Source organism: Neobacillus sp. PVCKKU3, assembly GCF_058323225.1.
This window is the reverse complement of the sequence record NZ_JBLVQN010000004.1, coordinates 152867-166580: the sequence shown is the minus strand read 5'-3', so window position 1 is coordinate 166580 and position 13714 is coordinate 152867. Positions and strand designations below refer to the sequence as shown.

The 13714-nt window shown below is 40.6% G+C and carries 14 protein-coding genes; 11 read left to right on the top strand and 3 right to left on the bottom strand.

All coding sequences use genetic code 11. The features are described from left to right. Nucleotides 1–442 precede the first annotated feature (442 nt). Nucleotides 443–724: a hypothetical protein gene (locus tag ACNQGS_RS04590; RefSeq protein ID WP_213140248.1), complete on the bottom strand. Its 282-nt coding sequence runs from the start codon at nt 722–724 to the stop codon at nt 443–445. A gap of 196 nt (nt 725–920) precedes the next feature. On the opposite strand from ACNQGS_RS04590, the gene ACNQGS_RS04585 reads away from it, so the two are divergent. From ACNQGS_RS04585 to ACNQGS_RS04575, 3 genes are all read left to right on the top strand, one after another. Continuing rightward, the gene (locus tag ACNQGS_RS04585; RefSeq protein WP_491486319.1) at nt 921–2204 is read left to right on the top strand and encodes an MFS transporter; all 1284 of its coding nucleotides are present in this window, start codon (nt 921–923) and stop codon (nt 2202–2204) included. A gap of 87 nt (nt 2205–2291) precedes the next feature. Then, nucleotides 2292–2609 (top strand): hypothetical protein, encoded by a 318-nt coding sequence (locus tag ACNQGS_RS04580; RefSeq protein WP_491486318.1) that lies wholly within the window; start codon nt 2292–2294, stop codon nt 2607–2609. A gap of 190 nt (nt 2610–2799) precedes the next feature. Next, nucleotides 2800–4170, top strand: coding sequence for an MATE family efflux transporter (locus ACNQGS_RS04575; RefSeq protein WP_491486317.1), 1371 nt, complete (start codon nt 2800–2802; stop codon nt 4168–4170). A 93-nt stretch (nt 4171–4263) separates the two neighbouring features. On the opposite strand, the gene ACNQGS_RS04570 is transcribed toward ACNQGS_RS04575, so the two are convergent. After that, nucleotides 4264–4461 carry a hypothetical protein gene (locus ACNQGS_RS04570; RefSeq protein ID WP_213115843.1) on the bottom strand — a complete coding sequence of 66 codons (198 nt, stop codon included), beginning with the start codon at nt 4459–4461 and terminating at the stop codon, nt 4264–4266. A gap of 288 nt (nt 4462–4749) precedes the next feature. Between ACNQGS_RS04570 and ACNQGS_RS04565 the strand changes: the two genes are divergently transcribed. From ACNQGS_RS04565 to ACNQGS_RS04530, 8 genes are all read left to right on the top strand, one after another. Beyond that, on the top strand, nt 4750–5289 hold the full coding sequence (locus ACNQGS_RS04565) for a cupin domain-containing protein (protein ID WP_491486316.1): 540 nt from the start codon (nt 4750–4752) through the stop codon (nt 5287–5289). 93 nt (nt 5290–5382) lie between these two features. Further along, nucleotides 5383–5988: a TetR/AcrR family transcriptional regulator gene (locus ACNQGS_RS04560; RefSeq protein WP_491486315.1), complete on the top strand. Its 606-nt coding sequence runs from the start codon at nt 5383–5385 to the stop codon at nt 5986–5988. Between the two features lie 196 nt (nt 5989–6184). Continuing rightward, entirely contained in the window at nt 6185–6325 is a 141-nt protein-coding gene (locus tag ACNQGS_RS04555) for a YrzI family small protein (RefSeq protein WP_423802173.1), read from the top strand. A 236-nt stretch (nt 6326–6561) separates the two neighbouring features. After that, on the top strand, nt 6562–7602 hold the full coding sequence (locus ACNQGS_RS04550; protein ID WP_491486314.1) for a tripartite tricarboxylate transporter substrate binding protein: 1041 nt from the start codon (nt 6562–6564) through the stop codon (nt 7600–7602). A 60-nt stretch (nt 7603–7662) separates the two neighbouring features. Beyond that, entirely contained in the window at nt 7663–8118 is a 456-nt protein-coding gene (locus tag ACNQGS_RS04545) for a tripartite tricarboxylate transporter TctB family protein (RefSeq protein ID WP_491486313.1), read from the top strand. 64 nt (nt 8119–8182) lie between these two features. After that, nucleotides 8183–9709 (top strand): tripartite tricarboxylate transporter permease, encoded by a 1527-nt coding sequence (locus ACNQGS_RS04540; protein WP_423802176.1) that lies wholly within the window; start codon nt 8183–8185, stop codon nt 9707–9709. 70 nt (nt 9710–9779) lie between these two features. Further along, on the top strand, nt 9780–11390 hold the full coding sequence (locus tag ACNQGS_RS04535; protein WP_491486312.1) for an ATP-binding protein: 1611 nt from the start codon (nt 9780–9782) through the stop codon (nt 11388–11390). Continuing rightward, nucleotides 11368–12105, top strand: coding sequence for a response regulator (locus ACNQGS_RS04530; protein ID WP_491486311.1), 738 nt, complete (start codon nt 11368–11370; stop codon nt 12103–12105). Before ACNQGS_RS04535 ends, ACNQGS_RS04530 begins: the two co-directional genes overlap by 23 nt. Nucleotides 12106–12176: 71 nt before the next feature. On the opposite strand, the gene ACNQGS_RS04525 is transcribed toward ACNQGS_RS04530, so the two are convergent. Next, nucleotides 12177–13283 (bottom strand): AbrB family transcriptional regulator, encoded by a 1107-nt coding sequence (locus ACNQGS_RS04525; protein ID WP_491486310.1) that lies wholly within the window; start codon nt 13281–13283, stop codon nt 12177–12179. Between the last annotated feature and the right edge of the window lie 431 nt (nt 13284–13714).

Here is a 13714-nt window from a genome sequence, read left to right as displayed (position 1 = left end):
CCAATCAACAGGTTCATTAAATTAAAACTTCAATTTTACAAGATGAAACAAGTATTTTCTTACCAGAGTTGATGAAGGACAAAATTGAAGGAATCTGAGAGTGATATGTCCTTCATAAAGCCGATGAAGGACAAAATCAAAGGGATATGTGAATGAAAAGTCCCTCATAAAGGCGATACACTTAGCAAGGTTCGAAAAAGTGTGTGGCAATAATTTAGATTAATTTGTCTCCCTGTTGATTGGAGCGGAGGGCACTCGACTCCTGCGGGATATAGAGGTCACTGGAGACCCCGCAGGCGCCAAAGCGCCGAGGAGGCTTCAGGACCTCCCCGCGGAAAGCGAGTGCCCGGAGAGGAAATCAACAGGCCTAGTTGCAGAGACTTTCAATCTAGATTGAGACCAAATAAAAAAATTGCCGAGAAAAATAACCTTTCTCGACGGTTCAATTTGGAAAATACATTTCCATACGGTCACAGCCCTTGCGTAACATGAAGTAGTTTTGAAAATCAGTATTTAGTGATACAGTTTCATAATCCTTAATGGAAATGGAAAAGGTTCTTCCATCTTTTTTTGTAAATAAAAGCACTCCATTTAAAAATTGTATTTTATCAAAATGAAACCCATCTCTTTTCCATAAAAAATCTTCGTCCTCATAGTAGTTTAAAACGACCTGCCTATCATGGTAATTCTCAAAAATAGAAAAATTAGATATTCTTTTTTCCAATTTTATCACCTTCCCCTGTAGTTTTATTTTAGTAAAAATGGATGAAGGAACGGGGTGACGGGAATCACAAATAACAATTATTTCGAGAACTGAAATTTTTTTATATGTAACCGCCTCCATCGGAAATTAGGGAATTCATCTAGGGAAATATGGAGTATAATAAGGGAAATAATCAATACAACTGGGGTATGAAACATTGGAAAAACGAAACAGCAAGTATAGATGGATAGTTTTTACGGCAGTGTTGTTTACATATTTTATCATTGTAAGTCAAAGAACAGCACCTGGATTAATTTCGGATCAATTAATGAAGGAATTCCATTTACCAGCAGCCACGATCGGTTTGTTGGCAAGTATACAGTTTTTGGCGTATGCTGGACTGCAAATTCCGATTGGGATTTTATCTGACCGTTTGGGTCCAAATTATTTTCTTATTGGCGGAACCCTCCTAACGGGGCTTGGGACAATTATTTATAGTACTGCCTCGAATGAAGCCATCCTTTTTGCTGCAAGATTGCTGGTAGGAATAGGGGATGCCGCCATTTGGGTCAATTTGGTGTTGATTTTAAGCAGGTGGTTTAGAGCCAATGAATTTGTAAAATTGCTTGGCTTAGCAGGAATGGCCGGAAGCTTAGGATTTTTATTGGCGACAGTTCCCTTCTCTGCATTAATTGCCACCTTTGGCTGGAGACCGCCTTTTTTGACAACGGGTATTATTCTCTGCCTTACTGGAATTCTTTTATATTACGTTTTGGTCATGAAGCCAAATCAAATGGGCCTAAACCAAACCAAGCCGCAAAAGTCTTATCTTAAAAAACAGCCGAGGCAGGAAAAAACCTTGGTGATGCTGCGCCGTATTTTTTCAAATCGTCAGGCATGGGCAGCTTTTTTCTGTCATTTTGGAGCGGTAGGGACATATGTTGGATTTATTGGTTCATGGGCTGTACCATACGGAATGCATGTATATGACATGACAAGATCCGCTGCCAGCCAGCTGGTTATGATTGGCTTGATTGGCGCCATCATCGGTGCGCCTGTAACAAGCTGGTTTTCAGCACGGATTGATTCACTCAAAAGACCATATGTCCTGGTTCATGTTGTTATTTTTCTAAGCTGGACTGTCATTCTGCTTTTCGGTGGAAATCCGCCTGTTTTCCTCCTATATATGCTTTTCTTTTTAATAGGTTACGGAAATGGCGGCAGTACATTAACCTTTGCGGTCGTCCGTCAGTCTTTCCCTATTAAGGAGGTTGGCGTAGTCACAGGATTTGCGAACACAGGGGGGTTTATCAGCGCGGTACTTTTACCGAGCATTTTTGGTAAGGTATTAGACCATTTTCATTCATTCGGTGCAAGTGTGGGGTACCACTATGGGTTTATTATTCCTGCCGCATTCGCCCTGATTGGCTTACTCGGCGGAATGATGATCAAGGAAAATCGGCGCGAAGTGAACAGGCCAAGTGAAGAGGCAATTGTATAAGCTTGGAGTAATTGGGCAATAAGCCTATCCCTCATTCAATTTGGACACATATACTAATTTGTAACCATTTTGAGGAGGAGATAAAGAATGGATAGACAATTAACAATTGGTTTACCAGGCGGAGGTTATGCACCACCTGGTCATCCGGGAATGGGATATCCAGGTGCGCACCCAGGCATGGGTTATCCTGGTTATCCGGGAATGGGCTATCATCACGGCCAGGGCGGTTTTTATCCGGGACATGGGTATCATCACGGCCACGGCGGCTATTATCCAGGCCATGGGTATCACCACGGCCACGGCGGGTATTATCCGGGCCAAGGGTATCACCACGGCCACGGCGGCTATTATCCAGGCCACGGATATCATCACGGCCACGGTACCTACCAGCCAGGCCAAGGCTGAAAAGGTTAATTAACAGAACAGGTTGTTCGTGAATTAAGCAGGGGCTATGGCTCCTGCTTTTAATTTTTGCGAGCTTATTGTTTAATTCCCAGCGGATATTGTGACCACAGAAACGAAAATAATAGAGGAAAATGGAACAAATATTTAGTATAATTATTTTTTGAATGTATTTTTAAGGAGTTTACTACCCATGAATCAGGCTATCACCTTAAAGGATAAAATAAAACAAATCTTCGTTCTGTTAGTTCCAATTTTAATCACCCAGCTTGGGATGTTTTCCATGGTGTTTTTCAATACGATCATGTCGGGAAAATATCATTCAACCGACCTGGCCGGTGTCGCGATTGGTTCTTCAATTTGGAATCCGATTTTTACAGGCTTGAGCGGCATTCTCCTGGCAGTATCGCCGATTGCTGCACAATATTTTGGCGAAAAAAAGAGCCATGAAATTGCAGCCGTGGTTAAGCATGGTGTGTATCTTTCCATCATTTTAACATTGGTTATCATTGTTTTTGGTTTCTTTTTATTGGCACCGCTTTTAGTAACGATGAATCTTCCAAGAGGAGTGCAGGATACAGCTTTTAACTATCTTATCGGGCTTAGTTATGGGATTTTGCCGCTTTTTATTTTTAATGTATTACGCTCGTTTATTTATGCTTTGGGAAAAACCCGTGTTGTTATGGTGATCATGATTTCATCCCTGCCTGTAAATTTTCTCTTAAACTATGTGCTTATTTTTGGCAAATGGGGCTTTCCTGAGTTAGGTGGTGCAGGTGCAGGCTATGCTACATCGATTACCTATTGGGTGATTTTAGCTTTTACGGTTTTGATTGTGTTAAAACAAGAACCGTTCTCTACGTACCCCGTATTTAGCAATATGAAGCAATTTTCGTGGACGAAGTGCAGAGAGATTTTACAAATTGGAGTGCCGATGGGGTTGTCGACGTTTTTTGAAACAAGCATGTTTGCAGTCGTTACTATTTTAATCAGTAAGTTTAATGTAACAACTGTTGCTGCCTATCAATCGGCTTTGAACATCGTGTCGTTCCTGTACATGATACCTATCAGCATTTCAATGGCCCAGACCGTCCTAGTCGGATATGAAGTGGGTGCCCGCCGCTATAAGGATGCCAAGGTCTATAGCTGGCTAGGTATTGTTTTGGCGGTGATGATCGCGCTTGTGACAGGATTATTTGTGGTGGCTTTTCGCTACAAGGTCGCAGGGTTTTACTCGAATGAGGCGGCGGTTATAAGTTTGACGGCAAACTTCTTAATTTTCGCCCTGTTTTTTCAAATTTCCGATGCCATCCAAGCAACAGCCCAGGCAGCGTTAAGAGGCTATAAAGATGTGAATTTGGCCTTTATGATGACATTAGTTGCCTACTGGCTCATCTGTTTGCCTGCTGGATACGTATTGGCACACTATACCGGATTAGGGGCAAGGGGTTACTGGATCGGCCTCACCATCGGTCTCCTTGCCGCAGGAATCGCCTTAGCCATCAGGCTCATCTACATCCAAAAACACAAATTTACTAACGTTGAAATGTTGGAAGTGGGGTAAATCTGCCTGAAACGCTATTTCACTAAATCAATCACTCTGAAATTCTGTTAATAAAATGAAAAGACGCCATTGCATCAGAATGGCGTCTTTTTGTTAAAAAAACTTTTTTATTCCAAATAATTTTAGTAATGGATTTTGGTTTTTATCTGTGATTTGCAGTTCATTCATAACTAATTTTTCTTGATTATCAGTAATCCACTTTTTCAATTCTTGCTTATCTCTGCATTGTGTATAATATGTTTCCCCACCCTTACCAAGAGCATTGACAACATATCTACAAGTGTTCCCCATAATGCCCACCTTTACGTGTGTAATATATTTATATATTGCATTATAGCAGGCTTTTAAAAATAGTCCATCGTTATTTTGTATCAAATTTATACAAATTTTTCATATTCTCCTAGAAGCTGATTCATAGATTTGACTTTTCTCAATAGACAAATTAACATTTAAAAAAATACTTTCGGAGGAAAATTTATCTTACTATTCTATTTATACGTAATATTCCAAAAAGCGTGATCTAAAACCAAAAATAAAAATTATTTTTAAATAGTTATATATGAAGAGGAGTATAAATATATGGATATTCAAATGCTGGAATCTTTGGTGACAAATTTAGGACTAGAGCCTCATCCCGAAGGCGGTTATTATAAACGAACTTTTGAATCTTCCGAGCAAATATCTGACCAAGAGTTAGCTGTGAATTATAATGGAAAACGAAAGCTGTATACAAGTATTTATTTTGTATTGACGTCTAATGACGTTTCCCATTTTCATCGGTTGAAGTCAGACGAATTATGGTATTTTCATGGTGGAAGCTCTTTGACTATTCATATCATTCATGAAAATGGAGAATATGAGGAAATTAGGCTTGGATTGAATTTTAACAATGGCGAAGTTCCGCAAGCGCTTGTCCCCAAAAATGCTATTTTCGGTTCATCAGTAATGGAGAAAGAAACATGCTCGCTTGTAGGCTGCATGGTTTCACCTGGCTTTGATTTTCAGGATTTTGAATTGTTTACACAGGACGAGCTATTACAAAAATATCCTCAGCATAGAGAAATCATTTTGAAACTGGCGTATAAAGAATTGCCAAATAAATTATATGTAGAAAAATGATGAAGTCATTGATAATTTATGGTGATTAAAACTATAATTAAAATAAACCGACTGGTCATAATATTTTTTCGTTCAGCAAAAGGGGGAACAGCCATGCCGCCAATTGTATCCGATTCCTATAAAGAAAAAAAGCGTAAAGAGATATTGGATAGCGCTTTTGTCTGCTTTGCTCAGAAAGGATTCCTAGTTGCTACCGTTGACGACATTGTGCAGCATTCCGGAATTAGCAAAGGGGCCATCTATAATTATTTCAAAAGCAAAGATGAAATTTTTCTGGAATTGATGAAGGCGAGTACAGAGGCTACGTATGAAAAACTAACCGCCGAATTGGGGAAATGCACCAATTCCATAGATAAAATAATACATCTATTTGATATGTATTTATCACCAAAGGATCGAGAGGATATCGGCAATATTGTTGTCCACGATGAATTTAAACTTCATGCCTCTCGTCACCCAGAATTATTGGAAAAATTGAACCAGCGAAGACATGAGTATTTTATCCAGCTTTTTTCACAAATCATAAAAGAGGGTCAGCAATCAGGTGAGATAAAGAAGGACCTGAAGCCAGACATTTATGCCAATGTGTTTTGGTCGATGATTGATGGGGCAATGATTCAAACGATCTATCCCGAGTTTCCATGTAATGATGTGATTAACGAGATGAAGGAAATGTTTTTAAGAAAAATTAAGGCTTAGCCTGACGAGAACCGCATGTGGAACAAACTTCATCCACATGTGGTTTTTTCAAAAATTTCAGCGCAAAATCATTGAATTCAGCATAAATATATAATAAAATCAAAATAGACTTTACAGTCTATTTTGAAGGTTATTTTTTTAGAGACTAAATAAACCGACTGGTCATTTTAAAAAGTGAAAGAAAGGTGGGCAAATTATGACTCTAAATATTTTGTTTTTAACCGTCACCATTACAAAACGAACAAAAAGTTTAAAAGAGGCAGTACAGGATGATTATATAGAAAAACTACATGATGCGAATAAAAATCAACGTATTTCGATGAGATATTTTAAATAATCATAGAGGTTAGGGCAGAGGCCCTAGCTTTTTTTTTTGCTTAGTTGGACCGGATGAATGGTCTCAAGAGGTCCGCTTAACGAAATTTCGAGGCACGAGAACCGTCCCCACGCCTCATTGTGAACAAAATGAACAAAATGATTAATAAGGTTTTAATGCTGTTTAAGTATATAAACTTTCAATATTCTAAATTTTTTGTAGAATTAGGTAAACGTTTACAAGGGGGAATTAAAAAGATGTTTAGTTTCAAAAAATTTTCAACAGTGGTGACTGCGGGAGCATTGGCGTTAAGCCTTGCTGCATGTAGCAGCGGTGCCAGCAAAGAAACTTCAAGTCCAGCAGCCAAAAAAGAAGAAGGGACAGGCTATCCAACAAAAGCCATTACCGTTGTGGCACCATCCGGGGCAGGCGGCGGCTGGGATTTAACAGCACGCTCCTTCACAAAAATCTTAAGCGAAACCAAATTGGTGGAGCAGCCGTTAACGGTTGAAAACAAGCCGGGCGGCGGCGGTGCCGTGTTTATGGCGGAATACGCCACACAGCAAGCAACAAACAATGACATGCTGTTTGTCAACTCACCGCCAATCATTATTAACAATCTGAAAAAAGAAGGTAACAGCCCATATGGTTATAAAAACACTACACCATTGGCACAGCTGACAAAGGATTATGGAGCAATCGTTGTAAAAGCTGATTCAAAATTCAAAGATTTAAAGTCAGTATTAGATGAAGTGAAGAAAGATCCTACTAAACTAACATTTGCCGGCGGTTCCGCACCTGGCTCTATGGACCACTTGATTTCTATTCTTCCGGCCTTTAAATACGGAGTGGATCCAACCAAAATCAAGTACGTTTCCTATGATGGCGGCGGTGAGGCAATTACCGCATTGCTTGGCGGTAACGCAGACGTGATCGGCACAGATGCTTCGAGCGTAAAAGAATTTTTAAAAGCAGGCAAGGTTCGCGTATTGGCGATTACTTCAACTGAACGTTTAGGCGGCGATTTCAAAGACGTTCCAACAGCTAAGGAACAGGGTGTAGATGCCGAGTTCACGATTTGGCGCGGAGTGTTTGGACCGGAAAAAATGTCTAAAGAAGCTAAAACTTATTGGGAAAAGACCATCGACAAGCTGGTCCAGTCACCTGAATGGAAAAAAGAAGTTGAAACACAAGGCTGGGAATTGGAATACAAAAACAGCGCTGACTTCCAAAAATTCTTAGGAGATCAGGATAAGCAAGTCAAAGAATTATTATCAGCATTAGGCATGCAGAAGTAATAAAGGCGGGAAGGAGTTGCTTTTCTCCTTCCCTTATTTTTTCAAAAAGGAGGACTTCCAATGGAATTGAAATTCGACCGTATTGCGTCAGTCCTGTTTCTTGCAGTAGGCGTATTGTTTATCATCGGCAGCCGGCATATTGCCAGTTCATCTTACGGAAGCGTGGTCGGGCCGGATATTTTCCCGCTCGTCCTTGGAAACGCACTAGTGTTGTTAAGTATTCGCTTGTTTTTTGAGACGTTCCAAAACAAAAATAAGCAGGAAAATAAAGAAAAATTAGAATACAAACCATTTATCATTATTTTTATTGCGACTTTGCTTTATATTTTAACGTTGGAATCCATTGGTTATGTAATCACTACATTCTTATTTTTATTTGTCTGCTTTCAAACGATGGAACGTTCAAAATGGATCAATTCGCTTATCATATCAGCAGCATTTTCTGGACTTGTTTACTTTTTATTCGTGGAGGTTTTAAAAGGGACACTGCCAGGCTGGCCAATTTGGTTCTCGTAGGTTTGTAGCAAAAGACCTTCTGCATTTAAGGAAATGTCAGCTTTTTAGAAAGGGGAGTACGGACATGGGTATACTTGATTATTTATTACAAGGTTTTGGAACAGCACTTATCTGGTATAATATCATCTTTGCTTTTGTCGGGGTTTTAATCGGTACCGCGGTTGGGGTGCTTCCGGGAATTGGACCTATGAGCGGTGTCGCGCTCCTGATTCCGGTAACAGCATCGATAACCGGCGGACTTCCACCGGAGCAGGCAGCGACCAGCGCCATCATTCTTCTTGCTGGTGTCTACTACGGGGCGATGTATGGGGGTTCGACAACTTCGATTCTATTAAATACACCGGGAGAATCGTCCTCCGTTGTGACGACCCTGGACGGTTATCAAATGGCGAAAAAAGGGAGAGCGGGGAGCGCCCTTTCGATTGCGGCAATCGGCTCGTTCTTTGCCGGGATTGTTACAATTATCGCACTTATTTTATTAGCAAAGCCATTATCAAACGTTGCTCTTAAATTTGGTCCAGCAGAATATTTTTCACTTATGCTTCTTGGGCTTGGGGCGGTCAGCGGATTAGCTGGAAAATCGGTAACGAAAGCGTTGATTATGACGGTTTGCGGTCTTTTGCTAGGAACGATTGGAATTGACAATGTTTCGGGGATTGCCCGGTTTACCTTCGAGATCCCATGGTTATACCAGGGAATTGAGTTTTTGACACTCGCGGTCGGTTTATTTGCACTTGGTGAGGTGTTCAAAACCATCCTTGAAAAAGAAGAGGATGACGGAGAAATTGCCAAAATCAACAATATGCTGCCGTCCAAGGAGGAATTCAAGGAGTCTGCAGCTCCAATTGTCCGCGGATCACTACTCGGCTTTTTCGTCGGTATTCTACCGGGGGCAGGAGCAACACTCGCATCGTTCTTCTCTTATCTGCTAGAAAAAAAGATTTCAAAGAAACCTGAAAAATTTGGAACAGGTACGATTGCTGGAGTTGCTGCTCCTGAATCCGCTAATAACGCTGCATCAGGCGGAGCGATGATCCCTTTATTAACACTAGGTATTCCGGGTTCTGGGACTACTGCTATCTTGATGGGGGCCCTGATGATGTACAATGTCCAACCGGGTCCATTATTATTTGAAGACCATCCACAAGTGGCGTGGGGCTTGATTGCCAGTATGTTTATCGGAAATTTTATGCTATTAATCTTAAATCTGCCTCTAGTAAAAGTATTTGCAAAAATTATCGAGACACCAAAGAAGTACTTGATTCCAATGATTATTGCCATTTCGATTTTCGGTGTTTATGCAGTCCAAGTATCGACTTACGATTTACTTTTGTTATTAGCCTCCGGTGTTCTTGGTTACTTTTTAAGCAAAAATGATTATCCGATTGCTCCACTTGTTCTTGGACTTGTTTTAGGCCCAATGGTTGAGAATAACCTTAGAAGAGCATTGACCATTTCGAATGGTGATTATACGGTATTTCTTTCCCGCCCAATTTCATTAATTTTTCTATTAATCACCCTATTATGGCTCGTCGTGCCATTCATGATGAAGCGCAGGGGCAAAGAGGTTATCATTAATGTTGAGGGATAAATCTGAAGATTACAAAAAACTCCTTTTTAAAGGAGTTTTTTTAATATATTATTAAGATAGAGGTGTTTGCGTGCGTTTACATACAAAACTGATGCTGGGAATCTCTATAGTTATTATTATAATGGGGACCATCATAGAATTTACGTTTAAAAATATCATGGAAACGAATTTGAAGCATGAGATTGGAACGAAGGCGTTATCCGTTGCACAATCGATTGCGAACATGCCGGAAATACAAAAGGCGTTTAGTGCGGAGGACCCCGCTTTAATTATTCAGCCCATTGCGGAAAAAATACGCAAACAGGTGGGTGCGGAATTTATTGTTATCGGAAATCGAGAAGAGGTCCGTTATTCACACCCTAACCCCAATCGTTTAGGCAAAAAAATGGTTGGTGGAGATAATGACCGTGTTTTTAATGGAGAATCAATTATATCGGAATCAGTTGGGACACTTGGACCTTCTTTACGAGGAAAAGCTCCAATTTTTATTGGTGGACAGGTTGCCGGCGTCGTTTCTGTAGGGTACCTGCAGACAGATATTAAAAAAGAAGTGGCGCGAATTCAGAAGAAGGTCTTTTGGGCCATCATGATTATTTTATTAGGCGGTCTTCTGGCTGCTATATTAATCTCGTTTAATATTAAAAAGGCACTTTTGGGGCTTGAGCCAGAGGAGATTGCCTGGATGTATCAGGAAAAGCATGCGATCCTTGAATCCATTCATGAAGGAATAATTGCCATTGATACGAATGGAAGAATAACGGTTGTCAACGAAACAGCGCATAAAATTTTACAGGTCCCTTGCGATACCGTTCTACGTGGGACAAGGATTGAAGAAGTGCTGGAAAATACGCATTTGCTCGATGTAGTCAGGACCGGTCAGGCCGAATATGACAGGGAATTCATGATTTTTGGGGAAATCTTTTTAGCAAACCGAGTGCCAATTTTTAATAACAAAGGTACCGTTATCGGGGCTGTAGCGAGTTTGCGGAATAAATCTGAATTGGCGCACCTGCTTCAGGAATTATCTCATGTCAAGGCTTATGCGGAAGGGCTGCGCGCTCAGACACATGAGTATTCCAATCGTCTTTATACATTGCTGGGGTTGATTCAGTTAGGTTCCTATAAAGAGGCAATCGATTTCATATCGAGAGAAGTGGATGTTACCCAATCGTTCATTCGATTTTTAATGAAGGAAATACCTGATCCGATTATTGCCGGATTTATTCTAGGGAAAGTCAGCCTGGCTAGCGAGCTGAAAATTCAGTTTACGATTGATAGTGAAAGCAGTTTTAGGGATCTTCCTGGTGACATCAGCCGGGATTCACTAGTCACGATTATTGGCAATCTCGTCAACAATGCTTTTGAAGCTGTGAGGGCAAATGACAAGGTGGAAAAAATCGTTTCCTTGTTTTTAACAGACCTTGGCAGGGAATTGATTATCGAAGTAGAAGATAACGGCGCAGGGATTGACGCCGAGTTGACTGATCAGATTTTTAAAGAAGGTTTTTCAACAAAGAATTCTGGAACCAATTCCGGAATCGGTCTTAGTCTCGTTCAAAAGGAAATTCACGAATTAGGGGGATACGTGACGTTTTCATCGGCCAAGGGAGAAGGAACGATTTTTACAGTGGCGATTCCAAAACGCAGGGGGAGTTTGCATGAAGGTGAACCGAGATATTGAAGTGTTAATTGTTGAGGATGATTTACGTGTGGCGGAAATCCAAAAGAGGTTTTTGGAACAACTCGAAGGCTTTCAAACGGTGGGAATTGCGGCTAGTTATCTGGAAGCAAAAACGTTAATCGAGATTTTGCAACCGGACCTGCTTCTGTTGGATGTTTATTTTCCGGATATGAACGGACTAGATTTGCTGAAGGAAACAAAACAGCAGGCAAAGCAAATGGACGTCATTATGATTACGGCCACAAAAGAGATTGATAAAGTTCAAGAGGCAATTAGTATAGGTGTCTTTGATTACATCATTAAACCAGTTGTATTTGAGCGTTTTAAGCAATCATTGCTGCGGTATCAAGAGTTTCATAGAAAGCTTGTTCAATTGGGACAAGATAATCCGCACGTCACCCAGCAACAGGTCGACCAGCTGTTGCGCAAGGATGTTGAGGGGGCCGCAGGAGCGGGGGACAAGCCTTACCTTCCAAAGGGCATCGACCCGCTTACCTTAGATAAGGTAATGGAAGTACTCGGACGAGCAGAGGGCGGTCTCACCGCAGAACGAGTCGCCAAAGATATCGGTGTCAGCCGTACCACCGCCCGCCGCTACCTCGAACACCTTGTCGCCGAGGACAAAATCGAAGCCGATTTAGCCTACGGAACAGTTGGCCGCCCTGAACGTGTCTATTTGGTGTCAGACGCCACCAAAAGACAAATGTCCACCTAAGGCGGAAACTTTTAAAAACAAAAAAGTGTAAGACCTCTTTAGGTTTTACACTTTTTGTTATGTTGGTAAGTCTAAGTGGATTTTGCGTTTTTTTTGATTTTGAATATCCATCTTAGGATTGGCGGGACGGCAAAGTATATGAAAAACAGCCGGAATAGCTGAAAGCCACTCACCATTGATAAGTCCGCTCCTATTGCATGAGCGAGGATGCCCATTTGATCCATTCCTCCTGGGGCGACACTCAAGAAGCTGGTGGATGGAGTGAAATACCGAAAGTATACCAAAAGCAAACTTAATCCTAATGAGCAGAGAATCATCAGTCCCCCGCTGATAATGGCAAGGGTAATAACTTTTGCTTTATTTGTCAGTTTTTCAGGTTTCAACAACAGTCCTATATAACCGCCAATCATAAATTGCGAGAGGTCTAATACAGGCGGCGTGAGGGCAGGTCCGTGAAGTCCGCCAATCGTCAAGACAGCTGTTCCCAAAATCGGTCCAAGTAAAAACGGCGTAGGAGCCTTTATTTTTTTCGCTAGCAGGGCACTTAGAACACTAATGACAGCAAATAAAATTAGCATCAGAGGAAAATTTCCAGCAAATGTTTGATCTGCGCTTTGTAAAAGTGAGGAGTCTGTATTACCCTTTCCTGTATTCTGAAAAAGCGGTCCGAACACAAGAAACGGAACAAAAAAGATAATCATCATTAATCTGGCAACCTGAAGAAACGTCACCGTTGTAATATCAATTCCCTTCATCTCTTCGGCAAAGGTAATCATTTGCGATAGACCACCGGGGATACTTCCGGTTAGAACAGTTGGATAATCAACGTCAGTCAGCTTTGCTACAACAAAGGCAATGCCAGCACAAAAACAAATTAGTAAAGTGGTCGTTAACAACATGGAAGGCAAATTTGCCGCAATTTGATAAAGAGCTGTTTTGGTAAAGGACAGCCCAATCGAATAACCAACAATGATTAATCCAATATCTCGTATCCATCTAGGCCAATATAAATTAATTCGATTAAACCTCGAGCCAATGAATACAGCAGTCATTGGTCCTAAAAGCCAAGGAATGGGGGTATGAAGGAATTGAAATATCAGCGCGCCGATTAAGGCAATGATGAGTGTTATAAAAAAGCGATTTGTTTTATTGTCATTAATGTTCAGAAATTTTGTCAACGATAACCCTTCATTCTGGAAATATATAAGGTGTGATGTTCAAATACTCCACTATTATCATCATTTTACCATGATTTATTGATCCTTGATATTTTAAAGCAATACTTTTGGGAATAATGGCTTCATGAAGGAGTAACTCCAACCGATACCCCCGTTAATAGCGAGAATTTCTTATTGAGAAACCACAAGATAATTAATAATAATACCTATACATAACGAGCTTTTTTCGAAATGGTTATCATGATCATATCCCAAAAGCGAGAACGGCTAGCCACTTTATTTATTATTCTAAAAATATTGAGATCCATAAAAAGCCCCCTTCACTTTAACTAAATGCTATTATTTCTAGCAAACCAGCAGTCCATGTATAGAAAGGAATCCAAAAAAAATTACTCTAACTGTAAAAGGAATCTAGGATTTTTATGCCGAAG